The organism is Streptomyces sp. NPDC001922 (assembly GCF_042891165.1).
Taxonomy (GTDB): Bacteria; Actinomycetota; Actinomycetes; order Streptomycetales; family Streptomycetaceae; genus Streptomyces.
In genome coordinates this window covers 377,612-403,316 of sequence record NZ_JBIASV010000007.1, presented here as the reverse complement: position 1 = coordinate 403,316, position 25,705 = coordinate 377,612, and the positions used below count along the sequence as shown (strand labels likewise).

Sequence of the window (25,705 nt, the reverse complement as noted above, 5' to 3'; positions counted from 1 at the left end):
TACGGCACCGCCGTCCCCGTCGTCGGCGGGTGGGTACGGCGACGCTCACCGCGCCCCGGCCGGCCACCGTCTCCGCGCGTACCGCACTCCCGGCCGGAATCCGGCACGGACGGGCGGCGGCGCGGCATTCCGCCGACGGCCCGCACTCCCCGGGGAACCGGCCGCGGCCGACGGACGGAGCCCACCCGGGTGACCGGTGGTGGGCCGACCGGACGCCTCCGGTCCCCGTGCGCCGACGATTCGGCCCTCTTTCGAGCGAAGAACACCGGAACATCCCGGATCCGGAGCACTGGGGATGGTCTGGTGCTCTCTGTTGCGATCAGGCCCGCGGACGAACGAGCTGCGGCCCTCCAGGACAGCGAAGCCTTGCGGACGCGGCCCGCCCGCACCCGCACGACACAGAATCGAAGAGGTCCATGCGCCCACTCACCGGCACGGCACTCACCATGGCCTGCTGCGTCGCCGCCCTCGTGGCACCGGCCTCACCCGCCGGCGCCTCCCCCGATTCCGGTGCCCGCGCCGGCACCGGCACCCGTACCGCGGCCGTCCCGGCCGGACCGCGCAGCGGCCTCCCCCAGGAGACCGGCAGCCTCGAGTTCGACGCACGGCAGGACGCTCGGGCCGCCGAGGACCCGGACGCCCACGGCCGCTTCCGGTACCGCGTCAAGGACGGCGTGTTCTGCTACGAACTGACGGTGCGGAACGTCGCCACGCCGACCTCCGCCCGGCTGCACACGGGCAGCGGCAGGACGACCGGCCCCGTGGTGGTGGTGCTCAGGACGCCGACGCGAGGCACCTCCGAGGGCTGCATCACCGCCCGGCCCACCCAGACCCCGGCCACCGCGGACCGTGTGCTGACGGAGCAGGAGCTCGCGGACTTCGTCGACGACTCCTCCGGCTTCTCCATCGTGATCCGCAACAAGCCCTACCCCGAGGGGGCGATCCGCTGGCGGCTCTGACCGCTCCCGCGGCAGCCGGCGCACGGGCGCGAGCACCCTCCACGGACGGCTCCGCAACTCTCCTGGTGGAGGCGGATCGCCTGGATCCGCACCTAGCCGAGTGCCGCCGGGTGCTCGGCTGGACGGCGTCCCCAGGCCGAGATCAGCGGCGCGAGTGTCAGGTCGAGTTCGCCGGCGTGGATGGCGGCCAGGTGCGCGTCGATCTCGGCGTCGTCGGCCAGGCCGGCCGCGAGCAGTTCGCCGCGCACGTGCCGGATGGTCGCCGCCTCCAGCCGGTCGGAGGCCGGCCCGCCGAAGGGGAAAGAGCCCCCCGCGCCGACATCCACCAGGCCGGCCTCACGCAATGCCCGCGGCAGTGTCCGGCCGTAGCGCAGGTCCGCGCCGCGGCGCGTCAGCAGCTCCCGGACCGCGTCGCGCAGCCGGTTGGCCCGCCGCTGCGCAGGGCCGCTGTCGTCCAGGCATGCCAGTGGCTGCAGAGCGGTATCGGCGTCCTCGACCAGCAGCCAGCCGCCGGGCCGTAGCGCTGCCGCCATCGTGGCCAACGCCCGAGCCCGGTCGGGTACATGGACCAGCACGAGCCGGGCGTGCACCAGATCGAACGTCCCCGGCTCCGGGGGCGGATCAGCCGCGACGTCGTGCCGGCGCACCTCGTACCCGTCGCCTGTCTTCAGCCACGACGGGTCGATGTCCGTGACCAGCACGTGCCCGGTCGGACCGACGGCCGCCGCGAGCGCCTCCGGGATACTGGGGCCACCGGCCCCCACTTCCCAGCAGCGCGAGCCGGCCCTGACCCCCAGGCGATCGAAGTGCCCGCGCGTCACACCGTCGAACAGCTCGGCCAGCCAGACGAATCGCTCGCCCGCCTCGGCGCGCGCGTTGTCCAGCAGGTACCCGCGGGCGGGAGCGGACTCTCCACCGAGCGCGGTGGTCCCGTCCATCGGATCCGGTCTGCCACCGACGTGCGGCGGGCGGGGCGAGGAGGTCATCGCTACATGATCGGCCTCCCCAGGCGACCAGCACCACGACGACGGGAGAGAGACATCTCACACAGCCGGCGAACCCCGCACGACCGACAGCACGGTTCTGCACCGTGACGCGCCGGAAGAGGTACATGTACTCGACCCCCATACTCGGCCCCCACAGCCGGCGCACCAGGCGCGGGCCAGCGCGCGGATCGGACTGTCGGCTCATGCCGGTTCGGCCTCGCACGGACGCCATCCGACTGCGCCGAAGCCCTGGGGTGGCGACGCCGGTCGCGAGCCCCGGGGCCGGGAGCTGCGAACCGACCCCGGCCACGGGCACGCGGGGACGGATCCGGGCACACGAACGGGCCCCCGGCTGGAGCACCGGGGGCTCGTTCCCATCGGCCGACGCCGAGAAGAGGAATGTGCATTCTCTCTCCAATACACTCGAAGTGCATCGGTCGATGACTCCTGCACGCAAAATCAGCGGTTCAGGCAGGTGTTTCCGAATGCCGGGTTGAGAATTCCGGCACCGAGGTCGGTGGTGTTTCCGCAGGCGTTGGTGTCGAGGCCGGTGACGGCCTGCGTGACATTTCCGGAAAGGTATCCGGGGGAGCCGAAGGAGGAACCCTTGACGCTCTCGTCCTCGATGTAGACGTGCTTCTTGACGACCTTCACGCTCTTCTTGTGTGCCTTCGAGGCGTGGCGGCTCTTGTCGTCGTGCTTGGCCTTGTCGCCCTCGTGTGCCGAAGCGGCACCCGCGCCGGCCGCCAGTATTCCGGCGGCCACTCCGACAACAGCGATGCCCTTGATCGCCTTCATGGCGAAACTCCCTCAGTAAGCGTGTGAAGCTGCCGCTGTCCGAAGCGGCTACCTACCCAACGCCCCCGGCGCCGCGGAGTAGCCGACGATCACCCGAATGGCCCCGGACGAATGCGGCACCCGGAGGCCGCGCTCGGCGGTCCGCGCAAACGCCGCAGGACACGTCGTCCCCCCACCACTCGCCGACGGGCGCATGAGCCGTTCCCGAGGGGTCGGGGACGGTCCCGTCCGCAGTTCCCCGGGCCCGGATCGACCGTCCCCGGGGCCCGCCCACGCCCGTGCCGAGACACGAAAAGGGGAGAAACACATCCCGGCAAGCGGATGTGTTTCTCCCCTCGGGAGCCGTTACGGGCATCGCGCCCCGTGGCTTTCGCGGTCCCTTGCGCGGGATAGTGCGGGATCCACCTGAGCCCGCCGCACGTTCACGCCACAACGCTCAATGCATTCCGCCCCGCGCCGCGGGAAGGGAATTCGTCCGGACCGTGAAACCCGTGGCCGGAGGACCGGGGCTCCGAACTCGTCGCCGCCACAGCGGCCGCCCCGGTTCGCGAGGGCCCGGTGGGCCCGCGCTCGCCCCGGGGTGAGAGGCCTCAGAGGACCGGCAGGGCGCCGAGGCCGAGGTCGCCGAGGTAGATCAGGCCGGACTCGGGTGCGTAGTTGATGGCGGTGTTGTTCTCGCCGTTCTGGCAGAAGACCGGGCCCTCCGCCTCCTGGTCGACGTCGGCCAGGGCGGCGTCGTCGAACGCGAAGGCGGTCTGGTCGGTGTTGCCACAGATGTTGGCCTGGAGGTCGCCGTCCTTGGCGTGACGCTCGTGGGCGGTGGCGGTGGTGGCGGAGACGCCGAGGGCCGCGACGGCGGCAATCGCCAGCACGGACGCCTTGATGGATGTGCGCATGTGTCTCTCTCCGTTCTCGGTTCTTCTCCGGATGGAAGAACGAATCGAGTATTACCGCTGCCCGTGACGGGGGCTAACCATCGCTCAGCTATTTGGGCCAGGCGCCGTACAAGGCCATCCCAACGGCGTAATAAATCTCGTTCCGAACGATCCGCACTGTGTACCGGCGCTGTCGGTGGTGCCCGATTAATTCCCGGCAGCCGTCTGCAGCTGACCGTGGACCGGGCTTCCGGCCGGCCCCGTCGGCCACTCATCCGCTCCGACATCCTGTGCAGCGGCAGGACCGTCCGGGACGCAGGAGTCGGTGGGTCCTGCGAAGGGACACGTCAGCATGCGGGACTTCGGCCGCGGGCTCAAGGGCGGGTCCGGGGATTCAACCGCGCGTGTGAATCGTCTGCCGGAAAGAAACCGGATGGGGGCGCCGGCCACTCTCGACTCGTATCCGCCGCCGGTTTCGGGAGATCCCGGCGTCGGCCCCGCGCGGCAACCGGCCCCGCGGGCCACCGCGGCGTGCACCGCACGACCGGCTCACCAGAAATGGACGCCCGTGCCCCAGGGGATCGTGAAGTGGTTCGACAACGCCGGACAATTCGGCGCCATTGTGCCCGACGGCTGCGAGGCCGAAGTGGCCGTTCAGTACTGCGTCGTCGCGCAACGAGGCGGCGACCGGGTATTGAAGGCCGGCGACCGCGTCGTATTCGACATCACCCTGGATGCGGACGGCCGCAGAGCGGACAACATCCACCTTCTCGACGGCTGAGAACGCACCGCGCCGAGGGCTCCGTCACGGTGACGGCGGTCCGCACCGGTGACAGGTACCGGAGTTCGTCGCCGGATGGCCCGCGAGGGCCGGCTGCCCACGCCGGGCGGATGTCCGGACGCCGAGCCCGGGCCGATGGGGGGGACGGCGCGATCCCGGCGCGCGCCGCCGGCCGTCGCGGGCAGGAGTCCTCCACTTGACGGTCGACGGCGTGGCCGCAGGGCGTTCGGCGCACTTCCGGTGTGCCGCTCCGGCCCTATCTCACCGGCACCCGGGCACTCACGCACATCGGCCAAAACTTGTGTCCCACGCAGATCGCCGATGGCCGGATTCCGCACCGCGCTCCGCCGGCTTCCCGCGGCCGTCCGGGGACATGGGGTCCGGACGGGCCCGTCACCCCGGGCCGGCCCCGCCACGTCTCCGCTCCGGTGCCGGAACCGGAGGTACCGGTCATGGATTTCGGACGTTGCGCGGCCGACCGGAAAGGAGCTGGCTTCCCCTCCCGGCCGACCCGTCCTCCGATCACGCCATGTACACCGGCAATCGCCTGTGGTGACATGAGCGCCGCCGACTCGGCCCGCGCGGACCACCGCGCCCACCACCACGATCAGGAGGATTCCCCATGCCCAGCATGGCGATCACCGGAAGCGCGATGGCGGCCTTGCTCGCCTCGCCTCTCTCGTTCCAGGGAAGCCCGGCTCCGACGCTTCCGGTTCCGCCCGACAAGATCGTCGTCGAGCTCGCCACCGTCAACGGTTCCGGGTGCCCCGAGGGCACGGCGGCCGTGGCCGTCGCTCCCGACAACACGGCGTTCACCGTGACCTACAGCGACTACATGGCGAAGGTGGGGGTGGGTGCGGATCCCACCGCGTTCCGGAAGAACTGTCAGCTCAATCTGCGGGTCCACGTTCCGCAGGGCTTCACCTATGCGATAGCCGCGGCCGACTACCGCGGCTTCGCCCATCTGGAACGCGGCGCGACGGGCCTGCAGAAGGCGAATTACTACTTCCAGGGGTCACCACAGACCACGGATGCGAGACATACGTTCACCGGGCCACTGAACGACGACTGGCAGACGTCCGACGTGACGGACATCCATGCGCTGGTCTGGGCTCCCTGCGGTGAGCGGCGCAACTTCAACATCAACACCGAACTGCGGGTGAACGCGGGGACGTCGGACCCGCAGAAGACGAGCTTCATGGCGATGGACTCGACCGACGCGAGCGTCAACACGGTCTACCGGCTGGCCTGGAAGGAGTGCCCGGAGAACTGATCCGCTCCGTGCCGGCCTGTCCCGCGCCGACGTGGCGGAGGGCAGTCCCACCGGCGTCCGGCGGGGCGAGTGGTGACGGCCGCCGCTCCCCACGGCAGCGGCCGTCCACCCGAGAGGCACTGACAGCCGTTCGCCCCAGTTCTGCCGGTGCCCGTGCTCCCACTGCCGTGGAGCACTGACTGTCGAGTGATCCGCATGTGGCGGTTCAACCGCCGATTTTCAGCCCCGGTGCTGTACCGGCCGGCGGGTGACGCACGGGCGCGTCAGGCGCTGACGGCACCTGACGCGCCTGCCGTCACTCGGCGTCCGGGAGCCCGGACATGGCGATGGCCGGGGAAGCGGCGGCTTCCCCGGCCATCGCCATCAGGGCGTCGTTGCCGACGGCCTGGTAGCAGGAGTCGGTGCCGTCGGGCCTCTTGGCGCACTTGCGGACCTGCTCCCCGACGACGGTGCCGTTCTCACGGATCGTCAGGAGCGCGGTCTGCCGGGGCTCGCTGGGGTCGACCGTACCGGCGGTCCACAGGTCGCCGGTGAACCGGGTGCCGGAGGTGCCCTTGGTCGGCCGCTGGATGCGGTGCGGGGCGGACACCCGCAGTTCGACGGTGACGTTGGTGGGCTGCCGGCAGGTCACGTCCCAGTGCGCCTTGGTGGTGGCGGTCCGTCCGCTCACGTCCACGTCGAGGTTGCTGACCAGCACGGTGCAGTTCGCCTCGGGCGCCTGGGCGGCGGCCGGAGTGGTGGCGCCGGCCGTCCCCGCCGGGGTGGTGGCGGCCGGGACGGTGCCCGCGGGAGCCGTGGCACCGGCCGCGTCCGCCGGGGAGGCGACGGCCGGGGCCGTGTTCGCCTGTGCCGCGGCCGGCGGCACGGGGTCCGCCGCGACGGCGTCGGCCGGCGCGCCGACGGCCAGCCCTCCGACGAGGGTCATGGCGGCCAGAGCAGTCCGGGGAAGACGGGGGTGCATCGGTTACTCCCAACGGTCCGGATGAAGATCGGTGATGTTCGCGACAGCCGATCCTCCGCAGCCGGACCACCGAGGCGTGTGAGCCGCGCTGGCTTTCCCCACGATTCCACCCCAACACCCCACCCGGTCCCACGACCGGATGAGCCCCGGATGGCGGGACGGAACAGGAATTCCCGAAGGCCCCGCGTGCCGCCCCGCGGTATTCGCACCCCACGGGACGGAGCCCCCGGCAATGGCGCACGCCGGGCCGGGAGCTCCGCCTCCGCCGCGTCAGTGGGCGGCTTCGTACTTCTCCACGACGTCCTTCGGAACGCGCCCGCGCATGCTGACCTCGATGCCCTGGGCCTTGGCCCACTCGCGGACCTTCACCGGGTCGGGCTTCGCACCGGAAGCCTGGGCGCGCTTGCCCTGGCCACGACGGGAGCCGGAAATCTTGCGGCCCGCGCTGACGAACGGGCCCATGGCCTCAAGGAGCTTGTCGTAGTTGTCGGCTCCGAGGTCGATCTCGTAGCTGATGCCGTCAATGCTGAAAACGTGCGTAGCAATGTCGTCGCCCTGCTCCCCGCTGATGTCGTCGGTAATGAGGGTGATCACGCGCTGTACCACTGTGTCGGTCCTTTCCGGCAGGCCCATGGACGTTGCCTGCCGCTGCTGAATCTGCTCCGCATAGAGAGAGGCGCCGACCCGGGCCGGCGCCTCCGGCATGAAGAAGGATGGTGCTCCGATTCCCAGGAAATCGCGAGCTCGTGGACGATATTGTCATCCGTTGAACGAACAAGCCACCGCCATCGACGAACCCGACCGCAGAAATCGTGACCTTCCCGAAGAAGGACGAACACGGAACGGGGTGCGTTCCCGACGCGTAAGCGCTTACCGGTACGGGAGTTGAAGAACACCCCTTCACGTGCCGTGGCCGCGGAACACCGCCCCGGTGACCGTACGGACTTCCGGCCCGGCGCATTCCGGCGGGCTGCTCAGCGCAACGGCCCACTGCCGGCCGGTCCGTAGAGGTCGAGCAGGCGTCTGCGGGAGGCGGCGAGCCGGTGCCCGATGACCGTGGCGACCGCCGTGACCAGCTCGAGCCCGAGCGCCGGCTCGTCGCGGCAGAGGCCGGTAACCGCCTCCGCGTCGAACTCGAACGCCTCGACCTCGGTCAGCGTCTGGGCGCCGAGGTGCCAGCGCCGGGGCGGCGCGAGCCAGGACCAGCCGACCAGATCGCCTTCTCCCAGCGTTTCCACGACGGGGGCGTGGCGGCCGGGCACATGCACATCGAGCGCCACACCGCCCCGTCGAATGACCCAGAACCGGTCGGCTCGGCTCCCCTCCTCGAAGAGCCGCACGCCCGCCGGAATGAGCGTGACACTCGCCAGCTCCAGCAGACGTTCCCGGTGGGCGTCCGACATATCGCTCAGCACTCCGGTGGGGACACTCATCGGAAATCCTCACTGCCGCCGGACGGAATCCACTGGACCCTCGGCCCATGGCGCCGTCGGACGGAAACCACCGGGCCCCGTGCCCATGGCTCCATCGTCCGCCACCCCGCGGACGGCCGCACCGTCGCGCCGCGCGACCACGCGGTATCCCGCGGCGCACGGCGATCGAGACCCGGTGCGCCCGTCCGGTTCCGGTGGGTGACAGCGGGAGGGCCCATCACCCGGTGCGGGTGAAGACCGGGCCCCGGGCTGATTGCGACGCTGGCGTTCCGTCGTACTCCGCGTCGCCCCGACGCAGCCCGGCCGGAAGGGTTCACCATGGACGACTACCCGCTCATCGCGGACCACGGCCTGATCGGCGATCTGCAGACGGCCGCGCTGGTGTCCGCCGACGGCAGCATCGACTGGTTCTGCTGCCCCCGGTTCGACTCCCCGAGCGTCTTCGGTGCGCTGCTGGACCACGGCCGCGGGGGCTACTTCCGGGTGAGCCCGTCGCGGGGCGCCTACTCCGTCAGGCAGCTGTACCACCCCAACACCGCCATTCTCATCACCCGGTTCATGACGGAGGAGGGGGCGGGCGAGGTGGTGGACTTCATGCCCGTCTCCCGGGGGCTGGCCGCCACCCGGAACCACCGGCTGGTGCGCATGCTGCGCTGTGTGCGCGGCCGGATGGAGTTCAAGGTGGAGATCGCGCCGCGGTTCGACTACGGCCGCAGCCCCCACGAACTCCATGTCAACGACCACGGGGCCGTGTTCACCGGCAACGGCATGGAACTGACCCTGCACACGGTGCGGGAGCCGGACGACGCCCGGCCCGCCCACGGGCGGTCGGTGGACGGTGACATCCACGCGGTGCTGCCACTGGAGGCGGGGCAGCAGCGCGGCGTGGTGCTGGAGTCCTTCGCGGACGGTCCGCCCCGGGAGATCCACGCCGCCGAGTTCCAGCAGCTGTTCGACGACACCGTCCGGTACTGGCGTACCTGGCTGAGCCGTTCGCAGTACATCGGGCGGTGGCGGGAGGCCGTGGAGCGCTCCGCGATCACCCTGAAGCTGATGACGTACGCGCCGAGCGGGGCGCTGGTGGCGGCCCCGACCGCGGGCCTGCCGGAGCAGCTCGGCGGCGAACGGAACTGGGACTACCGCTACACCTGGATCCGCGACGCGTCCTTCTCGGTGTACGCGCTGCTCGGGCTGGGCTTCACCGAGGAGGCCGCCGCGTTCATCGGCTGGCTGCGCGACCGGGTGCGGGAGCAGGCCGGCGGCCGGAGCAGCCCCCTCAACATCATGTACCGGGTGGACGGCTCCGCCGACCTCACCGAGGAGGTGCTCGACCACTGGGAGGGCTACCGCGGCTCCCGGCCCGTGCGGATCGGCAACGGCGCGGCGGACCAGCTGCAGCTCGACATCTACGGCGAGGCGCTGGACAGCATCTCCTTCGCCGACCGCCGCGGGATCCAGCTGGACCACCGGGGCTGGACCTCGCTCAGCACCATCATGGACTGGCTGACCGAGCACTGGGACCAGCCGGACGAGGGGATCTGGGAGACCCGGGGAGGGCGCCAGGACTTCACCTACGGCCGTCTGATGTCGTGGGTGGCCTTCGACCGTGCGGTGCGGCTCGCCGGGGAACGCGGCCGGCCCGCCGATCTGCCGAGCTGGACCACCGAGCGCGACAAGATCTACTCGGAGATCATGGAGCGCGGCTGGAACCCCGAACGGCAGGCCTTCGTCCAGCACTACGGGAGCGAGGTGCTGGACTCGTCGCTGCTGCGGATGTCCACGGTCGGTTTCATCGCGCCCCATGACCCGATGTGGACCTCGACGCTGGCCGCGATGGACCAGGAGCTGGTGTCCGACAGTCTGGTCTACCGGTACAACCCGTCGGCCTCGCCCGACGGGCTGCGGGGCTCCGAAGGCACCTTCTCGCTCTGCACGTTCAGCTATGTCGACGCGCTCGCCCGGGCCGGACGGCTCGACCAGGCACGGCTGGTCTTCGAGAAGATGCTGACCTACGCCAACCACCTGGGGATGTACTCCGAGGAAGTGGCCGTGACCGGTGAGCAGTTGGGGAACTTCCCGCAGGCCTTCACCCATCTCGCGCTGATCGACGCGGCCATCACGCTCGACCGGGCGCTGACCCGGGCCGCGCACAACGCGCCGCCGGTCGCGGTGGCGATGCCGCCGCGCACCGCGGACGAGCCGTCCGATCCGGCGCGGCCCGCCGGGTGACCGCGATGACGACACGGACGGGGCCGGGCACCGCACCGCCGCTGGACCGGGACGCCTTCGAGGCGCTGCGGCGCCGGCTCGCCGACGCGGTGCGCCGGGGGCCGGACGACCGGCGCGGCGCCCTCGGGGAGCTGACGCCGGCCCGGCTGCTCGCGGCCGCCGGGGAGATCCGTACCGGCCGGACGGTGACGCTCGCGGCGCCCATCGGGACCGAGCCGACGGCCGACAACCCCGAGCCGTGCGACCACCGGATGACCAGCCCGCCGGAGAGCGGGGCGAGCCCGGCCGGGCTGCACTTCGCCCTGGACCGCTTCGCGATGAACGTCCACGGCAACGCGGACAGCCACATCGACGCGCTGTGCCATGTGGTCTACGACGCGACGCTGTACAACGGGGTGCCGGCGACGGCCGTGACGCCGGGCGGCGCGTCCGAACTCTCCATCGACGCGGCGCGCGACGGCATCGTCGGGCGGGGCGTGCTGCTGGACATCCCCCGGCTGCGCGGGGTGCCGTGGCTGGAGCCGGGCGACCAGGTGACCGCGGGGGAACTCGCGGCGGCCGAGGCCGCACAGCAGGTCCGCGTCGGCGAGGGGGACCTGCTCTTCGTACGGGTCGGCCACCGCCGGCGGCGCAACGAGCTAGGGCCGTGGGACGTCGCGGCGACCCGGGCCGGACTCCACCCGGAGGCGCTGCGGTTCCTGGCGGAACGGCGGGTGGCGGCGCTGGGCAGCGACAGCAACAGCGACGCCGCCCCGAGCGCCGTGCCGGGGGTCGGCTTCCCGGTCCATGTGCTGGGCATCCATGCGATGGGGCTGCACCTGCTGGACTATCTGCAGTTCGAGGACCTGCTGCCGTTCTGCGAGCAGCTGGGGCGGTGGTCGTTCTTCTGCGTGATCGCCCCCTTGCGGCTTCCGGCGGCGACCGGCTCGCCGGTCAATCCGATCGCCGTTCTGTGACGGTGAGGGGCGACGCTTCGGCCCGGGCCCGAGGCCTGTAAGCCTGTGAGCTTGGGGGCTGTGGCCGCAGGGGCGCGTGTGCCCCGAGTGGCGGACAGGGGCCGGTGTCGGTTTTGATGGTGTTCACCCCCCGGGTGGGGAAGCGCACCGGCCGACGGGCGGCGGCGACGCCGTTGTCGCAGCGTCCGCCACGGCCGGCCGTACCGAGAAGGCGGCCGAGCGCTCACGGTGGTGATCATGCGTCTGAGCACAGCCCCGGCGTCCGACGAACCTCCCGAGCCTCCCGTGTCCCGTGCGCGCCGCACGGCACCCGGGGGCGGTGCGGCCCGCCGCGGCAGCCGCACGCCCACCGGGGATCCGCTGCTCGGCGCCCGGTTCGCCGTCCCTCCTCCGCCGCGGACCCATGTGGTGCGGCGGCGCCTGCTGACCCGGCTCGCCGAGGGGGCCGCCGGGCCGGTGACGCTCGTCAGCGGGCCCGCCGGGACCGGCAAGACCGTGCTGGTGGCCTCCTGGGCCACCGAGGAGCCGCCGCCCGGCCCGGTGGTGTGGCTCACCACGGAACCGGACAACAACGCCCCGGGGGTGTTCTGGGCCTACACCCTGGAGGCCTTCCGTCACCACGGAGTCGCCCTGGGTGACGGGGCCGGGGTTCCGACGCACACGGATCATGTCGACCGTTCGTTGCTGACCCGGCTCGCCTGCGCCCTGTCCCGGCTGCCCGAACCGGTGGTGCTGGTCCTCGACGACTTCGACGAGGTGCGCTCCCGGGAGGTGGCGGCGGGTCTGGAGTTCGTGGTGCGCCACGCCGGGCCGCAGCTGCGTCTGGTGCTGGTCAGCCGGCTGGACCCGCTGCTGCCGTTGCACCGGCACCGTGCCGCGGGCCAGCTCACCGAGATCGACGGTGCGGACCTGGCGTTCACGCCGCGCGAGACGGCGCTGCTGCTGCGCCGCCACGGACTCGATCCGTCGCCGGACAGCGTCCGGACGCTCTCGGCGCGTACCGCGGGCTGGGCCACCGGGCTCCGGTTCTCCGCGCTGGCCCTGCAGCGCGGCGACGCGCCGTACGGCTCCCCCGCGGGGCACGACGCGGTGGCCGACTACCTCACCGCGGAGGTGCTCGCGCCGCAGCCCGCGCCGGTGCGGGACCTGCTGGTGCGCAGCAGTGTGCTGGAGCGGGTGCATCCCGGTCTGGCGGACGAGCTGACCGGACGGGACGACGCGGCCGGCACGCTGGCGGCGCTGGCCCGGGCCCACGCCTTCGTCGAGGCGGAGACCGGCACGGGGTGGTACCGCTGCCATCCGCAGTTCGCCGAGGTGCTCCGGGCCCGCCTGCGGCTCGCCGACGGGGCGTTGGAGCCGGAGCTGCACCGGCGGGCCGCGCGGTGGCTGGCGGCCGCCGGAGATCTGGACGCCGCGCTCCCCCACGCGGCGGCGGCCCGGGACTTCGCCTTCGCGGCCGGGTTCCTGGTCGACAACCTCGCGGTCGGCCGCCTGCTGATGGGCCCCGGATCCGAGGAGCTCACCGGGCTCCGGTCCGCGGTCGCCCCGGAGCCGGACGCGGGGGCCGCCGTCCACCTCGTGGCGGCCGCCTGCGCCCTCGCCCGGGACGACGCCGGCTGCCCGGCCCATCTGGAGCGGGCGCGGCGGGCGTTGGCCGACGACGACCCGGCGGCCCCGGCCCCGCGGCTCTGTCTGGCGCTGCTCGGGCTGCTGGCCGGGAGCGGGACGGCAGACGGGGACGGCTGCGCCGCGGCGGACCGGGCGGCGGCCGAGGTCCGGGACCTGCTGGCGCACCTGCCCGGTCGCTGCGCGCCGGAGCATCCGGAGCTGCCGGCGCTGGCCCGGTACGGCGCGGCGGCCGCGCGGCTGCGCGCCGGCCGGCTCGACGAGGCCGAACACGCCTTCCGGGAGCTGCGGGAGTCCTGCACGGACCCGGTCACCCGGCCGCTCCACGATGCGGCACTCGGTGCGGTCGCGCTGATCGAATCGCTCCGCGGCGCGCTGACCGCGGCCGAGGCGCACGCCCAGCAGGCGCTGGCGGCCGGGCGGTGCACCGGCCCCGCGCTGCTGCGCCCGTGGGGAACGGGCCATCTCGCGCTGGCCGGTGTCGCCTCGGAGCGTCATGAGCTGCCGGCCGTCAAGCACCATCTGCAGCTCGCCGCCGAGGAGTTCGGCGCTCCCCTCGATCCGGTGGTCCGCACCGAGTGCGCCGTCCTCCGCTCCCGCCTCGACCTGGCCACCGGCGACGTCCGGGGGGCTCTCGGCGGCATCGAGGCGGTGGCCGGTGGCCTGTCCCCGGAGGACACCGATGAGGCACCGGCTGCCCCGGCGTGGCTGGAGGAGCGGGCCGCCGTCGCGCTGTCCGCCGCGCATCTGGCCGCCGGTGACCCGGAGCGGGCCGTCGCCGTCCTGGAACCGGGCGCGCCGGGTCCCCCCGCGCGCCTCGTGGCGCTCGCCCGGGCACGGCTGGCGGCGGGCGACACGAGCGGATTGCGGGAGCTGCTGGCCGCGCTGTCCGACGCGCCGGGCGCCGGGACGGCGGACCGCGTCCGCCTCCGGCTGCTCCAGGCCCGGATGGCGGCGGTGGACGAGGAGCCGCGGACGGCGCGGCGGCTGCTCGGTCAGGCGCTGCGGCTCGCCCGTCCCGAACTGCTGCGGCGGCCCTTCACCGACTCCGGCCCCTGGGTAGGGCAGCTGCTCCGGGACGGGTCCGGGCCGGCGGAGGAGTACGACTGGCTGGCCGTCGGGGCGGCCGGGACCGGCGCGCCCCCGGAGGCCGGGAGCGGACCGGAACCGGTGATCGTGGCGTCGCTCACCGACCGGGAGCGCGAGGTGCTGGCGCTGGCCGCCGGAATGCTGTCGACCGAGGAGATCGCGGCGGAGCTCTGTCTCTCGGTGAACACCGTGAAGACACACCTCAAGAGCATCTACCGCAAGCTCTCCGCCTCCCGGCGCAGCGAGGCGGTCCGGCGGGCCCGGTCACTCGGTCTGCTCTGACCCCGCACCTGCCCGCACCTGCCCCAGCCTGCACCTGCTCCGACCCGCGCTTCCCGGGGTGTCTTCTCGGGCGTGCACCGGCGGGGCCGCTGCCAGGCCCGGCCCGGCCGGTGTGCCTGCGGAAGGTCACGCCGAGCGGGCCGTGACCCGGCCCGTCCGCACCGCTTCCACCAGGGCCGCGTGATCGCGCTCGTTGCAGTCCGCGTAGCTCTCGGCGAACCGCACCATGGCCTCGTCGAAGACGTCACCGCGGCCCAGATAGGCGGCGATGGCGATCCGGTCCCCGGACCGCGCGTGCGCCCGGGCCAGCGTGGCGCCGCTGAGCCGGCCGAACCGCCCCAGCATGTCGGGGACCATCGAGGCGGGCTCGGCGATGCCCTTCCAGTCCCGCAACTGGCGGACGTAGAAGTCCCGCTGCCGGCCGTCGATGCCCTCGGCGCGCTGCCAGCCGAGGAAGATGTCACTGGCCGACTGCATCAACCGCTGTCCGGCGACGACCCGTTGGCCCTGGTTGTCGTAGACACTGGCGCCCGCATGCGGGGCGAGGACGGACTCGTCGGCCTCCTTGGCCTGGAGCAGCAGCGGGTCCTGGTCGTCCCGGCCGAGCAGCAGCACCAGCCAGCACCGGGTGCCGACGCTGCCGACACCCACCACCTTGCGGGCCACGTCGACCAGCCGGTACTGCTCCAGCAGGGTGCGGTGGTCGGAGCTGAGGCTGCGGCCGTACCGCCCGATCAGCTCGCGGAGCGCCTGTTCCAGCATCTCCCGCTGGACCTGCGGGAGCAGGTCGGTGAGCGGCACGATCAGGGGCGGGTCGGCGGCGATCCGGCGCTCGCCGTCCACGACGTGGGTGAGCTTCTCGAACGCCTGCAGCGTGTCGTGGGACCGGGCCTTGTCGAGGGCGCGCGCGAGGCGCTTGCGGTGGGCCCGGTCCAGCTGCTCCGCCTGGATCGCCTGGATCTGGTCCATGTCGGCGTGGGCGTACCAGACATCGAGATTGCCCATGTCCGCGAAGAAGCGCATGCGCTCCCGGTAGGACTCTACGGTGGCCCGGACGATCGCGGCGCGTACGGCCTCGTCCCAGCCGTTCTCCCGGCAGGCGATGACCAGGCTGGCCGCGAGCCGCTTCACGTCCCACTCCCAGGGGCCGGGCAGCGTCTCGTCGAAGTCGTTGATGTCGAACATCAGGTGCCGCTCGGGGGAGGCCAGCAGCCGGAAGTTCAGCATGTGCGCGTCACCGCACAGCTGCGTGGTGAAGCCCGACACCGGCGTGTCCGCCAGGTCGGACGCCATGATCGCGGCTGCGCCGCGGTAGAAGCGGAACGGGGATTCCAGCATGCGTCCGTACCGGAGGGGCACCAGCTCCGGCACCCGGGTCGCCGACTGCCGTTCGATGATGTCCACCGGATCCGGGCGGCGCGGCGACGGCTCGAACTCTCCATGACTGGAGCGGGGCGTACGGCCGCGGGCCGCCTTGCCCTCGTCGGCGCGCTCGCGCGGGGTCCGGAACGGCGCCGGGGTCTCCTTCGGTGGGGCCTGGACCTGGGACATGGCGGACCTCCTGACGTACCGGCGCGGGCCACGCCTCCGGACGCGCCCGGACCGCGGCTCCCACGGCCCGTCCCGTCCGGTGACCCGGCGAGCCGCCGTGGGACCGCCACCGGCGGCTCTCCCTCCTCACGGTTCCACACGTCCGCGGGGCGCGCACGCGCACCGGAACGGGCACGGCGCCACAGCCGCGTCCGGGCGCCGCGGGGCGACGCACGGCGGGGCGGGTCCGGGCCGCCGCGGCGAAGACGGGGGCGCCGCCCGCGGCCGGGGGTCAGTCCACCGGCCAGGTGTGGACGGGCGCGTTGAGGTGCATGTACGCGATGTACTGCTCGGTCATCCGGCGCAGTGCCTCGTGGTGCCCGACCCGCGAGTCCCGGTCGATCGCGTGGAACATCTCCGCCTGCCAGAGGGCCCCGTTCCGACCGCTCACGCAGCGCTGCTCGATGATCCCGAGCAGCGGTTCCCGCCACGACGCGTCCAGGCCGAAGCGCTCCAGGCCCCGGTGGGCCAGCGGCAGCAGCCGCCGCAGGACGAGTTCGGTGACCGGCACCTCACCCATGCCGGGCCAGTACAGCCGGGCGTCGATGCCGTGCCGGGCGGCGGTGTGCAGGTTGTCCTCGGCGGCGGAGAAGGACATCCGGGTCCACACCGGCCGGTCCTCCTCGGCCAGGGCGCGCACCAGACCGTAGTAGAAGGCACCGTTGGCGTTGAGATCCGCCATGGTCGGCCCGGCCGGCAGTACGCGGTTCTCCACCCGCAGATGGGGTTTGCCGTGCACGACGGCGTACACCGGCCGGTTCCACCGGTAGATCGTCCCGTTGTGCAGGGTCAGTTCGGCCAGCTGCGGGATGTCGCCGTTCTCCAGGGTGTCCAGCGGGTCCTCGTCGTCGCAGAGCGGCAGCAGTGCCGGGTAGTAGCGGGCGTTCTCCTCGAACAGGTCGAAGACCGAGGTGATCCAGCGTTCGCCGAACCAGACGCGCGGCCGGACGCCCTGCGCCTTGAGCTCCTCGGCGCGGGTGTCGGTGGCCTGCTCGAAGAGCGGGATCCGGGTCTCCCGCCACAGCTCCTTGCCGAAGAGGAACGGCGCGTTGGCGCCGAGGGCCACCTGCACCCCCGCGATGAGCTGCGCGGCGTTCCAGTAGTTGGCGAAGTCGTCCGGGCTGACCTGGAGATGGAACTGGGTGCTCGTGCAGGCGGCCTCGGGGGTGATGGTGTCCGCGTAGGTGCGCAGCCGGTCGACGCCGTCGATCGCGATCCGCAGGTCCTCTCCGCGGGCCGCGAAGACCTGTTCGTTGAGGAGCCGGTAGCGCGGGTCCTCGGAGAGCGCGCCCGCACCGACGTTCTGCTGCTCCAGGGTCGGCAGGATGCCGACCATGATCAGGTGGACCCCCAGGGCCGCGGCCCGGTCCTCCGCGTGGTTGAGGGCGTCGCGCACCTCCTGCTCCCAGGCGCCGGGGCCGCCGGAGGTCAGCCGGCGGGGCGGTATGTTCACCTCCAGGTTGAACCTGCCGAGCTCGGTGGACCACGCGGGATCGGCGATCGCCTCCAGGGCCTCGGTGCTGCGCATCGCGGGCTCCGCCGCGGCGTCCACCAGGTTGAGTTCGATCTCCAGACCGACCTGGGGCCGCTCGAACTCGAAGCTCTCGGCCTGGAGCATCGCGGAGAAGGCGTCGAGGCAGCGCTGCACCTTGCGCCGGTACCGGCGTCGGTCGTCGCGGGTGAACACGAGCGCCGGGACATCGCGTCCCATCTGCCCTCCCGGGGTCTCCTCGGCCGTACGCCCCCGCACTTCAGCGTCCCACGCCCGGCACACCCCGGCCAGCGACCGCGGACCGGGGCCCTGAAGGTGTCACCGACCGTGTCCCGGGGGGGCACGGTCAGTACGCGGTGCGGCTCTCCGCCGACGTGCGATCAGGCCGGGCCGGAGGCCGTGCGGCGCGGTGGCAGCCGGTGCAACTCGACGGCGGTGAGCGCGCCCTGGGCGACCTCGGCCGTCAGATACGTGCAGTACGGCTGACGGCGGCGGTCGGTGGGTGAGCCGGGGTTCAGCAGCCGGAGGCCCCCGGCGGCGGTGGTGTCCCAGGGGATGTGGCTGTGGCCGAACACCAGGACGTCGGCGTCGGGGAAGCGTTCGGCGCAGCGCCGCTCGCGCCCCTGCGCCGGTCCGGTCTCGTGCACGACGGCGAACCGCACCCCGTCCAGCTCCGCGCGGGCGACCTCGGGCAGCCGGGCGCGCAGGGCGGGGCCGTCGTTGTTGCCGTACACCCCGATCAGCCGTCGCGCGCGGGATTCCAGGAGATCCAGGGTCGCGGTGTCCACCCAGTCCCCGGCGTGGATCACCACGTCGGCCCGGGGAATCCGGTCCAGGAGTTCGGCGGGGAGCTCCCGGGCGCGGCGGGGCAGATGGGTGTCGGCGGTCAGCAGCAGGCGCACGGGGCGACGGTACCTCCGGTCACCGGCCGGCGGCGGGGACGCGGGCGGAGGGGGCGTGGCGCTCCGGGCGAGGCCCCGGGGCGTTCGTGCCGCTCCCCCGGTATCCACTCCCCCGGTCTCCGCGCGGACGGCGGGACCCCGGTGGCCCACGGACGCCGGACGCCGGTGCCGCAGGTGCGGCGCGCTCCCGCACCCGCACGGCCGGCGGGACGCGGCCACCACGGCCGCGTCCCGTCGTCACGCCGTCCGTCGGCCGTCCGCTCGGTCAGATGCCGCGAACGCGGGCCGCCTGCGGCCCCTTGGGGCCCTGGGTGATGTCGAACTCCACCCGCTGCCCCTCTTCCAGGCTGCGGTAGCCGACCCCCTCGATCTCGGAGAAGTGGACGAAGACATCCGCACCGCTCTCGCGCTCGATGAACCCGAAGCCCTTCTCACCGCTGAACCACTTCACTCTGCCCTGTGCCACTTCCGCTCTCCCTGAAGAATGCGCGAGTCCTGATGACGCGAGTCCTGAACAACGCGAGTCGTGTCTGTCCGACGGCCATGGGTAACCGGTCCGTCGGCAGCGGAAACTCGAACAGAAGCACGCCCATGTGCCCGTGGGAGTGATGCGGCGGCGGTATGCGGGCGCCGTCGCGGCGCGGGGCCCCGGCGGGGGCCGGCCGGGGGTGGGCCGATCCGGTGACCCTCCGCCGCGCCCCTGGCGCCGGTGCCCGGGGCGGCGCGAGGATCGCCCGATGAACCCGCCCTCCGGCCGCCCCGCACCCCACCTCGACCCCCGGGACGCCCACGGCGGCCAGGAACAGGAATCGCACCGGGCGGCGGCGGATTGGCGGCGGCTGCGGTCCGCGGCGCGCAAGGTGGTCGCCGGACACGCCGAGGACGCGGACGACCTGGCGTTCCTGCTGGAGGCCCTCGATCTGCACCCGGGAACGGACGGGCGGGTGCGCAGGGCGGAGTCCGGGGAGGGTCCGGTCCCCGGCTGCTGACCCTCCGGGACGCGCTGCTCTCACGGACCGGTCCGGGGCGATGCCGCTGCCCCGGACCCGCCCCGGGCGGACGGATGCCGGTCCGCCGCCGAGGCCGTACCTCCCGCCGTCCGCTCAGCAGATGCGCGGCAGTTGCTCGCCGAGGGGGACGTCGACCACCCGGGTGCCGCCGAGGCCGGTGGCGGCCACGACCATCCGGGGGTGGTCCTCGACGCACTCGCCGACGATCACCGCTTCCTTTCCGTGCGGATGGGACCGCATGGCCGCCAGCACGGCCTCGGCGTGCTCCCGCGGCACGAAGGCGACGAGCTTGCCCTCGTTGGCCACGTACAGCGGGTCGAGACCGAGGAACGCGCAGGCGTTGGCCACCGCGTCGGGCACCGGGAGGTTCCGCTCCTGCAGGAGGACCCCGACGCCGGAGGCCGTGGCGATCTCGTTGAGGGTGGTGGCCATGCCGCCGCGGGTGGGGTCGCGTAGTACGTGCAGATCACGGCAGGCGTCGAGCATCGTCCCGACGAGCCCGGCGAGAGCGGTGGTGTCGCTCTCGACCTCCACCCCGAACTCCAGACCCTCCCGGACGCTCATGATGGCGACGCCGTGCGCTCCGATCGCACCGCTCACGATGACCACATCGCCCGGCCGGGCGCGCTGCGGCCGGATGTCCACCCCGTCGGGGATCACCCCGATGCCCGAGGTGTTGATGAAGACCCCGTCCCCGTGCCCGGCCTCGACCACCTTGGTGTCGCCGGTGGCCACGGCCACGCCCGCCTCCTTCGCGGCGGCGCCGAGCGCCTGGGCGACCCGGCCGACGACGGAGATCTCCACGCCCTCCTCGAGGATGAAGCCGCAGGACAGATAGGCGGGCCGGGCACCGCTCATGGCCAGGTCGTTGACGGTGCCGTTGACGGCGAGGTCGCCGATGCTGCCGCCGGGGAAGAACAGCGGGCGCACCACGAACGAGTCCGTGGAGAAGGCCAGCCGTGCTCCGCCGAGGTGCAGCGTCGCCGAGTCGCCGAGTTCGGCGAGTTCCTCGCTGCCGAAGGCCGGGGCGAACAGATGCTCCACGAGCTCCGCCGACAGCGCTCCGCCGCCACCGTGCCCCATGACCACCTTCTCCTGGTCGCGCAGCGGTGCCGGGCAGGTCCAGCCGGAGAAGTCGGGAGCGTCCCCGGCACCCGGCGCGGCGTCCACCGGGGCGATGGCATCGGTCAGTTGCACCACGTGCCGGTCGGCCGAATCACCCAACGGAAGTCGCCTCCTCCGTCGCATCGGACGCAGGCGGCTCGGACAGCCTGCGGTAGAGGTAGTACGCGGCGCAGGCACCCTCGCTGGAGACCATGGTGGCGCCGAGCGGGTTGCGCGGGGTGCACTCCTTGCCGAACGCGGCGCACTCGTGCGGCTTGATCAGCCCCTGGAGGACCTCGCCGCTGCGGCAGACCGTGGACTCCCGGGTGTCGATGCCGGTGACCGCGAACCGGTGCTCGGCGTCGTACTCCCGGTACTTCTCCGACAGCCGCCAGCCGCTGGCGGGGATGGTGCCGATGCCCCGCCAGGCGCGGTCGGTGATCTCGAAGACGTCGTCGAGCATCGCCCGGGCCGCGGGGCTGCCGTCCGGCTGGACGGCGCGGGGGTAGGCGTTCTCCACCGTGTGCTCGCCCGCCTCCAGTTGGTGCACGGCCCGGCGGATGCCCTCGAGGATGTCGAGCGGCTCGAAGCCGGTGACCACGATCGGCACTTCGTGCCGCTCCGCGAGTTCGGGGTACTCCCGGATGCCCATCACCGTGCACACGTGGCCGGCGGCGAGGAACGCCTGCACCCGGCAGTCGGGCGCGTTCATGATGGCGTCGATCGCCGGGGGCACCCGTACGTGGGAGACGAGCAGGCTGAAGTTCTCGATGCCGAGCTTCTTCGCCTGGTACACGGTCATCGCGTTGGGGGGCGCGGTGGTCTCGAAGCCGATGCCGAAGAAGACGACCTGCCGGTCCGGGTTGTCCCGCGCGATCTTCAGCGCGTCCAGCGGCGAGTAGACGACGCGTACGTCGCCGCCCTCGCTCTTCACCTGGAAGAGGTCGCGCTTGCTGCCCGGCACCCGGAGCATGTCGCCGAAGGAGCAGAACACGACGTCCGGCCGGGAGGCGATCTCCAGGGCCTTGTCGATGACGTCCAGCGGGGTCACGCAGACCGGGCATCCGGGGCCGTGGATCAGCGAGATCCCGTCGGGGAGGAGCTGGTCGATGCCGTGCCGGATGATCGAGTGGGTCTGCCCGCCGCACACTTCCATCAGCGACCAGGGCTGGGTGACGGTGGCCCGGATGTCGTCGAAGAGGCGCTTGGCCAGAACGGGGTCGCTGAATTCGTCGAGGTACTTCATGACGGTGCCTCCTTCGACGGGTCGTTGCCGGGGCCGGTGCCGGCCGGTCTGCTGGCGCCCGCCTCCTTGGCGGCGCGGCCCCAGGCGTCTCCGAACTCCTCGTCGAGGACGCCGAGGTGTTCGAACAGTTCCAGCGTCTGCCGGGCGGACTCCTCGTCCAGCCGCTGGAGGGCGAAGCCGACATGCACGATGGCGTAGTCACCGATCCGCATGTCGGGCACGTACTCCAGACAGACGTCCTTGACCACACCGCCGAAATCGACGCGGGCCATCCGTGTTCCGTCACGCTCCTCGATCTCCAGCACTCGGCCGGGAACAGCCAGACACATCGCTCCTCCTCAGCTCGTGGCCCACGGACCGGTCGGTCGCGGTTGCTCCGCCGGGGGCCCGGACGCGGTTCGGGCGGCGACCATCACCTGTCCCAGGGCCAGGCCGCCGTCGTTGGGAGGCACCTTGCGGTGCCGCAGGACAGTGAATCCGTCGGCGCCGAGCCGCTCGGCGCACGCCGTGGTGAGCACGGCGTTGCAGAACACCCCGCCGGTGAGGGCCACCGTGTCCAGGCCGGTCGCCTCCCGGGCCGCCGCGCAGATCTCGCCGACCAGGCCGGCCACGGCGAGGTGGAACCGGGCGGCGACCTTTCCCGGGCCGACGCCGGAGCGCAGGTCCCGGACCACGGCGGCGAGCACCGGGGCGGGGTCGGCGAGCAGCGGGCCGCCGGTGCCGTCCCGGACGGCGAACCGGTAGCCGGGGCCGCAGTCCGCGGTCCACTCCAGCGCCGCGTTCTCCAGTTCCATGGCGGCCTGCGCCTCGTAGTCGACCCGGTGCCGGACGCCGGCCAGCGAGGAGACCGCGTCGAACAGCCGGCCCATGCTGGAAGTGGGGACGCAGTTGAGGTTGCGGTCCAGCTGCCGGCCGAGCAGGCGGAGTTCGCCGGGGCGGCAGGCCGCCGTGCAGGGGAGGTCCTCGTCCCACGGCAGGCCGGCGGCCCGCAGATGGGACAGCGCCATGCGGTACGGGTTGCGGACGGCCGCGTCGCCGCCCGGCAGCGGGACGTACGCGAGGTGGGCGAAGCGCTCGAACCCGTCGTAGTCCGCCAGTAGCACCTCGCCGCCCCAGACGGCGGCGTCGTCGCCGTAGCCGGTGCCGTCGAAGGCGACGCCGATCACCGGGGCGGATCCGTCCAGGCCGTGCTCGGCCATCGTGGAGGCGACATGGGCGTGGTGGTGCTGCACCCGGCGCAGCGGGCGGCCGGCGGCGGTGCGCCCGGCCCACTGGGCGGACCGGTAGCCGGGGTGCCGGTCGGCGACGGTCACCACCGGGGTGACCGAGGTGAGCGCCCGCAGATGGCCGGTGGCCGCTTCGAACGCGTGCAGGGTCGACAGGTCGTCCATGTCGCCGACGTGCGCGGACAGCCAGGCGTACCGCCCGTCGGCGACGCAGAAGGTGTTCTTCAGGTCGCCGCCCACCGCGAGGACGGGTTCGACGGGCACCGGCAGGGCGACGGGGAACGGGGCGTAGCCGCGGGAGCGGCGCACCGGGAGCTCCTCGCCGCCGCACACCCGCACCACCGAGTCGTCGCACGGGACGTGGATGGGGCGGTCGTGGGTGAGCCAGGCGTCGGCCAGCCCGTCGAGCCGGGTCAGCGCCTCGGCGTCGTCGGTGACGATGGGCTCGCCGGACCGGTTACCGCTGGTCATGACCAGGACCGGGGGCCCTTCGGGATCACCCGGCAGTCCCAGCAGCAGCTGGTGCAGCGGGGTGTAGGGCAGCAGGAAGCCCAGGTCGGGGCTGCCGGGTGCGACGGCGTCGGCGACGGCCGGTGCCCCGGCGGCGGCGGTGCGGCGGCGGAGCAGGACGACCGGCCTGCGGCGGCCGGCGAGCAGGTCCCGTTCGGCGGGGCCGGCGTGGGCGAGCTGTTCGACGGTCGTCAGGGAGCGGGTCATCACGGCGAACGGCTTGTCCCCGCGGTTCTTCCGGCGGCGCAGCGTCGCGACGGCCTCCGGGTCGCCCGCGTCGCAGGCCAGGTGGTAGCCGCCGAGGCCCTTGACGGCGACGACGGCACCGGAGGCGAGCAGCCGGCGGGCCTCGGCGAGGGCGGCCTCCCCGGTGAGGCCGTCCTCGGCGGTGACGTCCCGCTCTCCGGTGCGCTCCGCGCCGTGGGCCCCGTCCGGGCCGGCGACCGCCGTTCGACCGGTGCCGGACCGGCCGCGGACGAGCCGCAGCCGGGGGCCGCAGGCGTTGCAGGCGACGGGCTGCGCGTGGAAGCGGCGGTCGGCCGGATCCTCGTACTCCCGGGCGCAGTCGGCGCACATCGGGAAGCGGGCCATTGTCGTCCGCGCCCGGTCGTAGGGCAGTCCGGTGACGACGGTGAACCGCGGCCCGCAGTGGGTGCAGGTGATGAAGGGGTGCCGGTACCGCCGGTCCGCCGGGTCCATGAGTTCGCGGAGGCAGTCGGCGCAGGTGGCCACGTCCGGGGAGACCAGGGTGCGGCCGGCGCCGTCCTCGGAGGTGTGGATGGCGAAGCCGGTGCCGCCCCGGCCGGGCACCACCTCGTGGGTGACGGACTCGACGACCGCGAGCGGCGGTGCCTGGGTGGCGACCCGGGTGCAGAACGCGGCCACGTCCGCGGGGAACCCCTCCACCTCGGTCAGCACGCCCTCCGGGGTGTTGGTGACATAGCCGCTGAGGCCGAGTTCACCGGCGAGCGCGTACACGAAGGGACGGAAGCCCACGCCCTGGACCACTCCGCGCACGGCGACCCTGCGGCGCTCGCGGAGCCGCGCGTCGCCGACGGGGGCGGATGGGGCGATCGGACGCGTCATGAAGTCCTCCGGTCGCGGCTAGCCGGGCAGGCCCGCCGGATGGTGGTGGTCCTCGTGTCCATCGTGCGCGCCGTGGTCGTGCCGGTGCATGTGCTGCTGATGCGTCCGTGCGAGCGGCGGCTGGTGCACCGGGGCGCCGTCCGCGGCGGCGAGAACGGCGTCGAGCAGGGCGTCGGCCCCCGTCGCGGTCCGGGCGGAGGTCGGCAGGACCGGCACACCGGGGTTGACCTGCTGGACGTGGCGGTGGAACGCCGCCCCGTCGAAGTCGACGGCCTCGGCGATGTCGGTCTTGGTGATGACCACGAGGTTGGCGAGCCCGAAGGCCGTGGGGTACTTGAGCGGCTTGTCCTCGCCCTCGGTGACGGACCCGAGGACGATCCGCAGGGTCTCGCCGAGGTCGTAGGAGGCGGGGCAGACGAGGTTGCCGACGTTCTCGACGAACAGCAGCCGGGTGCCGTCCGGTAGCCAGCCGTCCAGGTGGTGGCGGAGCATGCCGGCCTCCAGGTGGCAGAGGCCGTCCGTGAGCACCTGCTTGACCGGCGCGCCCGCGGCGGCCAGCCGCTGGGCGTCGTTCTCGGTGGCCAGGTCCGCGGTGACGGCGGCCGCGGGGACGTCCCGGCGGACGGCTCCGGCGAGGAGCAGTTCCAGCAGGGCGGTCTTGCCGCTGCCCGGGCTGGAGAGCAGGTTCACCTCGGCGATGCCCCGGTCCGCCAGGTGCCGGCGCAGGTCCACGGCCTGCTCGTCGTTGCGGGCGAGTACGGCCTGGTGCAGGTCAACGGTGCGGCACATGGGCTGCCTCCTCGGGGGTGCCGTCGTCGGGCTCGGTGCCGGCCGCGTGGGATGCGCCGGTTGCGGGTGCGCCGGTCGGCGCGTCGGCGCCGGTGTCACCGAGGTCACCGGTGTCGTCGAGGTCGTGGAACACGACGTCCCCGATGTCCAGTTCGCGTCCGGTGAGCAGTTCCGTCAGCGGTTCGCCGCAGGCCGGGCACCACAGGGCAGGGGGCACGCCGACCTCGGTCTCCCGCTCGCATATCGGGCACCGGGCCCGGGCCGGGACCGTCTCCGTGATCAGGTCCGCGCCCTCCAGCAGGGTGCCGTCGGCGGCGAGGTCGAAGGAGAAGGCCAGGGCGTCGGGCACCACGCCCGAGAGCTCGCCGATCCGGACGCGCAGCGAGCCGACGCGCCGGGCGCCGTGGGCGCGGGCGGCCTCCTCGACCTGTGCGACGACGGCCAGGGCGATCGACAGCTCATGCACGCTCCGTCACCTCCCCGCTCGCCGGTCCCGGGGCGG

The 25,705-nt window shown here is 73.1% G+C and carries 23 protein-coding genes; 7 read left to right on the top strand and 16 right to left on the bottom strand.

From position 1 onward, the window contains the following. Positions 1 to 416: 416 nt before the first annotated feature. Positions 417 to 959, top strand: coding sequence for a CHRD domain-containing protein (locus ACFYYR_RS15715; protein WP_388852416.1), 543 nt, complete (start codon positions 417 to 419; stop codon positions 957 to 959). A gap of 92 nt (positions 960 to 1,051) precedes the next feature. Here the strand turns inward: ACFYYR_RS15715 and ACFYYR_RS15710 are convergent, their stop codons facing one another. From ACFYYR_RS15710 to ACFYYR_RS15700, 3 genes are all read right to left on the bottom strand, one after another. Then, positions 1,052 to 1,897, bottom strand: a complete 846-nt coding sequence (locus ACFYYR_RS15710) for a methyltransferase domain-containing protein (RefSeq protein WP_388852413.1) — start codon at positions 1,895 to 1,897, stop codon at positions 1,052 to 1,054. A 507-nt stretch (positions 1,898 to 2,404) separates the two neighbouring features. After that, positions 2,405 to 2,743 carry a chaplin gene (locus tag ACFYYR_RS15705; RefSeq protein ID WP_388852410.1) on the bottom strand — a complete coding sequence of 113 codons (339 nt, stop codon included), beginning with the start codon at positions 2,741 to 2,743 and terminating at the stop codon, positions 2,405 to 2,407. A 590-nt stretch (positions 2,744 to 3,333) separates the two neighbouring features. Then, positions 3,334 to 3,639 carry a hypothetical protein gene (locus ACFYYR_RS15700; RefSeq protein ID WP_388852407.1) on the bottom strand — a complete coding sequence of 102 codons (306 nt, stop codon included), beginning with the start codon at positions 3,637 to 3,639 and terminating at the stop codon, positions 3,334 to 3,336. 562 nt (positions 3,640 to 4,201) lie between these two features. Here ACFYYR_RS15700 and ACFYYR_RS15695 point away from each other — a divergent pair. Together ACFYYR_RS15695 and ACFYYR_RS15690 are read left to right on the top strand one after the other, a co-directional pair. Then, positions 4,202 to 4,399: a cold shock domain-containing protein gene (locus ACFYYR_RS15695; RefSeq protein WP_388852405.1), complete on the top strand. Its 198-nt coding sequence runs from the start codon at positions 4,202 to 4,204 to the stop codon at positions 4,397 to 4,399. Between the two features lie 622 nt (positions 4,400 to 5,021). Then, positions 5,022 to 5,672, top strand: a complete 651-nt coding sequence (locus tag ACFYYR_RS15690; protein ID WP_388852402.1) for a DUF4360 domain-containing protein — start codon at positions 5,022 to 5,024, stop codon at positions 5,670 to 5,672. A 295-nt stretch (positions 5,673 to 5,967) separates the two neighbouring features. Here ACFYYR_RS15690 and ACFYYR_RS15685 read toward each other — a convergent pair whose 3' ends face one another. The 3 genes from ACFYYR_RS15685 to ACFYYR_RS15675 form a co-directional block, all read right to left on the bottom strand. Further along, a complete protein-coding gene (locus ACFYYR_RS15685; RefSeq protein WP_388852399.1) occupies positions 5,968 to 6,597 on the bottom strand; it encodes a hypothetical protein in 630 nt (209 codons plus the stop codon). Between the two features lie 306 nt (positions 6,598 to 6,903). Continuing rightward, positions 6,904 to 7,338: an Lsr2 family protein gene (locus tag ACFYYR_RS15680; RefSeq protein ID WP_388852396.1), complete on the bottom strand. Its 435-nt coding sequence runs from the start codon at positions 7,336 to 7,338 to the stop codon at positions 6,904 to 6,906. Positions 7,339 to 7,607: 269 nt separating this feature from the next. After that, positions 7,608 to 8,066, bottom strand: a complete 459-nt coding sequence (locus ACFYYR_RS15675; RefSeq protein WP_388852393.1) for a cyclic nucleotide-binding domain-containing protein — start codon at positions 8,064 to 8,066, stop codon at positions 7,608 to 7,610. Between the two features lie 318 nt (positions 8,067 to 8,384). Here ACFYYR_RS15675 and ACFYYR_RS15670 point away from each other — a divergent pair, with 318 nt between their 5' ends. The 3 genes from ACFYYR_RS15670 to ACFYYR_RS15660 all read left to right on the top strand — a co-directional run bounded on the left by ACFYYR_RS15670 (position 8,385) and on the right by ACFYYR_RS15660 (position 14,248). Then, positions 8,385 to 10,295 (top strand): glycoside hydrolase family 15 protein, encoded by a 1,911-nt coding sequence (locus ACFYYR_RS15670; protein WP_388852390.1) that lies wholly within the window; start codon positions 8,385 to 8,387, stop codon positions 10,293 to 10,295. Positions 10,296 to 10,300: 5 nt separating this feature from the next. Further along, complete coding sequence (locus ACFYYR_RS15665) at positions 10,301 to 11,251, top strand: cyclase family protein (protein ID WP_388852387.1); 951 nt, start codon at positions 10,301 to 10,303, stop codon at positions 11,249 to 11,251. A gap of 237 nt (positions 11,252 to 11,488) precedes the next feature. Continuing rightward, positions 11,489 to 14,248, top strand: coding sequence for a LuxR C-terminal-related transcriptional regulator (locus ACFYYR_RS15660; RefSeq protein ID WP_388852383.1), 2,760 nt, complete (start codon positions 11,489 to 11,491; stop codon positions 14,246 to 14,248). Between the two features lie 126 nt (positions 14,249 to 14,374). Here the strand turns inward: ACFYYR_RS15660 and ACFYYR_RS15655 are convergent, their stop codons facing one another. The 4 genes from ACFYYR_RS15655 to ACFYYR_RS15640 all read right to left on the bottom strand — a co-directional run bounded on the left by ACFYYR_RS15655 (position 14,375) and on the right by ACFYYR_RS15640 (position 18,698). After that, a complete protein-coding gene (locus ACFYYR_RS15655; protein WP_388852380.1) occupies positions 14,375 to 15,799 on the bottom strand; it encodes a DUF2252 domain-containing protein in 1,425 nt (474 codons plus the stop codon). A gap of 271 nt (positions 15,800 to 16,070) precedes the next feature. Next, positions 16,071 to 17,549 (bottom strand): glutamate--cysteine ligase, encoded by a 1,479-nt coding sequence (locus tag ACFYYR_RS15650; protein ID WP_388852378.1) that lies wholly within the window; start codon positions 17,547 to 17,549, stop codon positions 16,071 to 16,073. A gap of 161 nt (positions 17,550 to 17,710) precedes the next feature. Continuing rightward, positions 17,711 to 18,232, bottom strand: a complete 522-nt coding sequence (locus ACFYYR_RS15645) for a metallophosphoesterase family protein (RefSeq protein ID WP_388852375.1) — start codon at positions 18,230 to 18,232, stop codon at positions 17,711 to 17,713. A gap of 265 nt (positions 18,233 to 18,497) precedes the next feature. Continuing rightward, positions 18,498 to 18,698: a cold-shock protein gene (locus ACFYYR_RS15640; RefSeq protein WP_388852372.1), complete on the bottom strand. Its 201-nt coding sequence runs from the start codon at positions 18,696 to 18,698 to the stop codon at positions 18,498 to 18,500. 271 nt (positions 18,699 to 18,969) lie between these two features. Here ACFYYR_RS15640 and ACFYYR_RS15635 point away from each other — a divergent pair, with 271 nt between their 5' ends. Next, positions 18,970 to 19,221, top strand: a complete 252-nt coding sequence (locus ACFYYR_RS15635; protein WP_388852369.1) for a hypothetical protein — start codon at positions 18,970 to 18,972, stop codon at positions 19,219 to 19,221. A gap of 114 nt (positions 19,222 to 19,335) precedes the next feature. Here the strand turns inward: ACFYYR_RS15635 and hypE are convergent, their stop codons facing one another. From hypE to ACFYYR_RS15605, 6 genes are all read right to left on the bottom strand, one after another. Then, a complete protein-coding gene (hypE, locus tag ACFYYR_RS15630) occupies positions 19,336 to 20,325 on the bottom strand; it encodes a hydrogenase expression/formation protein HypE (protein WP_388852566.1) in 990 nt (329 codons plus the stop codon). Positions 20,326 to 20,458: 133 nt separating this feature from the next. Continuing rightward, positions 20,459 to 21,592 carry a hydrogenase formation protein HypD gene (hypD, locus tag ACFYYR_RS15625; RefSeq protein ID WP_388852366.1) on the bottom strand — a complete coding sequence of 378 codons (1,134 nt, stop codon included), beginning with the start codon at positions 21,590 to 21,592 and terminating at the stop codon, positions 20,459 to 20,461. Beyond that, complete coding sequence (locus ACFYYR_RS15620) at positions 21,589 to 21,921, bottom strand: HypC/HybG/HupF family hydrogenase formation chaperone (RefSeq protein WP_388852363.1); 333 nt, start codon at positions 21,919 to 21,921, stop codon at positions 21,589 to 21,591. The genes hypD and ACFYYR_RS15620 overlap by 4 nt, the downstream gene beginning before the upstream one ends. 9 nt (positions 21,922 to 21,930) lie before the next feature. Next, positions 21,931 to 24,414: a carbamoyltransferase HypF gene (gene hypF, locus ACFYYR_RS15615; protein ID WP_388852360.1), complete on the bottom strand. Its 2,484-nt coding sequence runs from the start codon at positions 24,412 to 24,414 to the stop codon at positions 21,931 to 21,933. 18 nt (positions 24,415 to 24,432) lie between these two features. Then, on the bottom strand, positions 24,433 to 25,203 hold the full coding sequence (hypB, locus tag ACFYYR_RS15610) for a hydrogenase nickel incorporation protein HypB (protein WP_388852357.1): 771 nt from the start codon (positions 25,201 to 25,203) through the stop codon (positions 24,433 to 24,435). Further along, entirely contained in the window at positions 25,187 to 25,669 is a 483-nt protein-coding gene (locus tag ACFYYR_RS15605; RefSeq protein WP_388852354.1) for a hydrogenase maturation nickel metallochaperone HypA, read from the bottom strand. The genes hypB and ACFYYR_RS15605 overlap by 17 nt, the downstream gene beginning before the upstream one ends. Between the last annotated feature and the right edge of the window lie 36 nt (positions 25,670 to 25,705).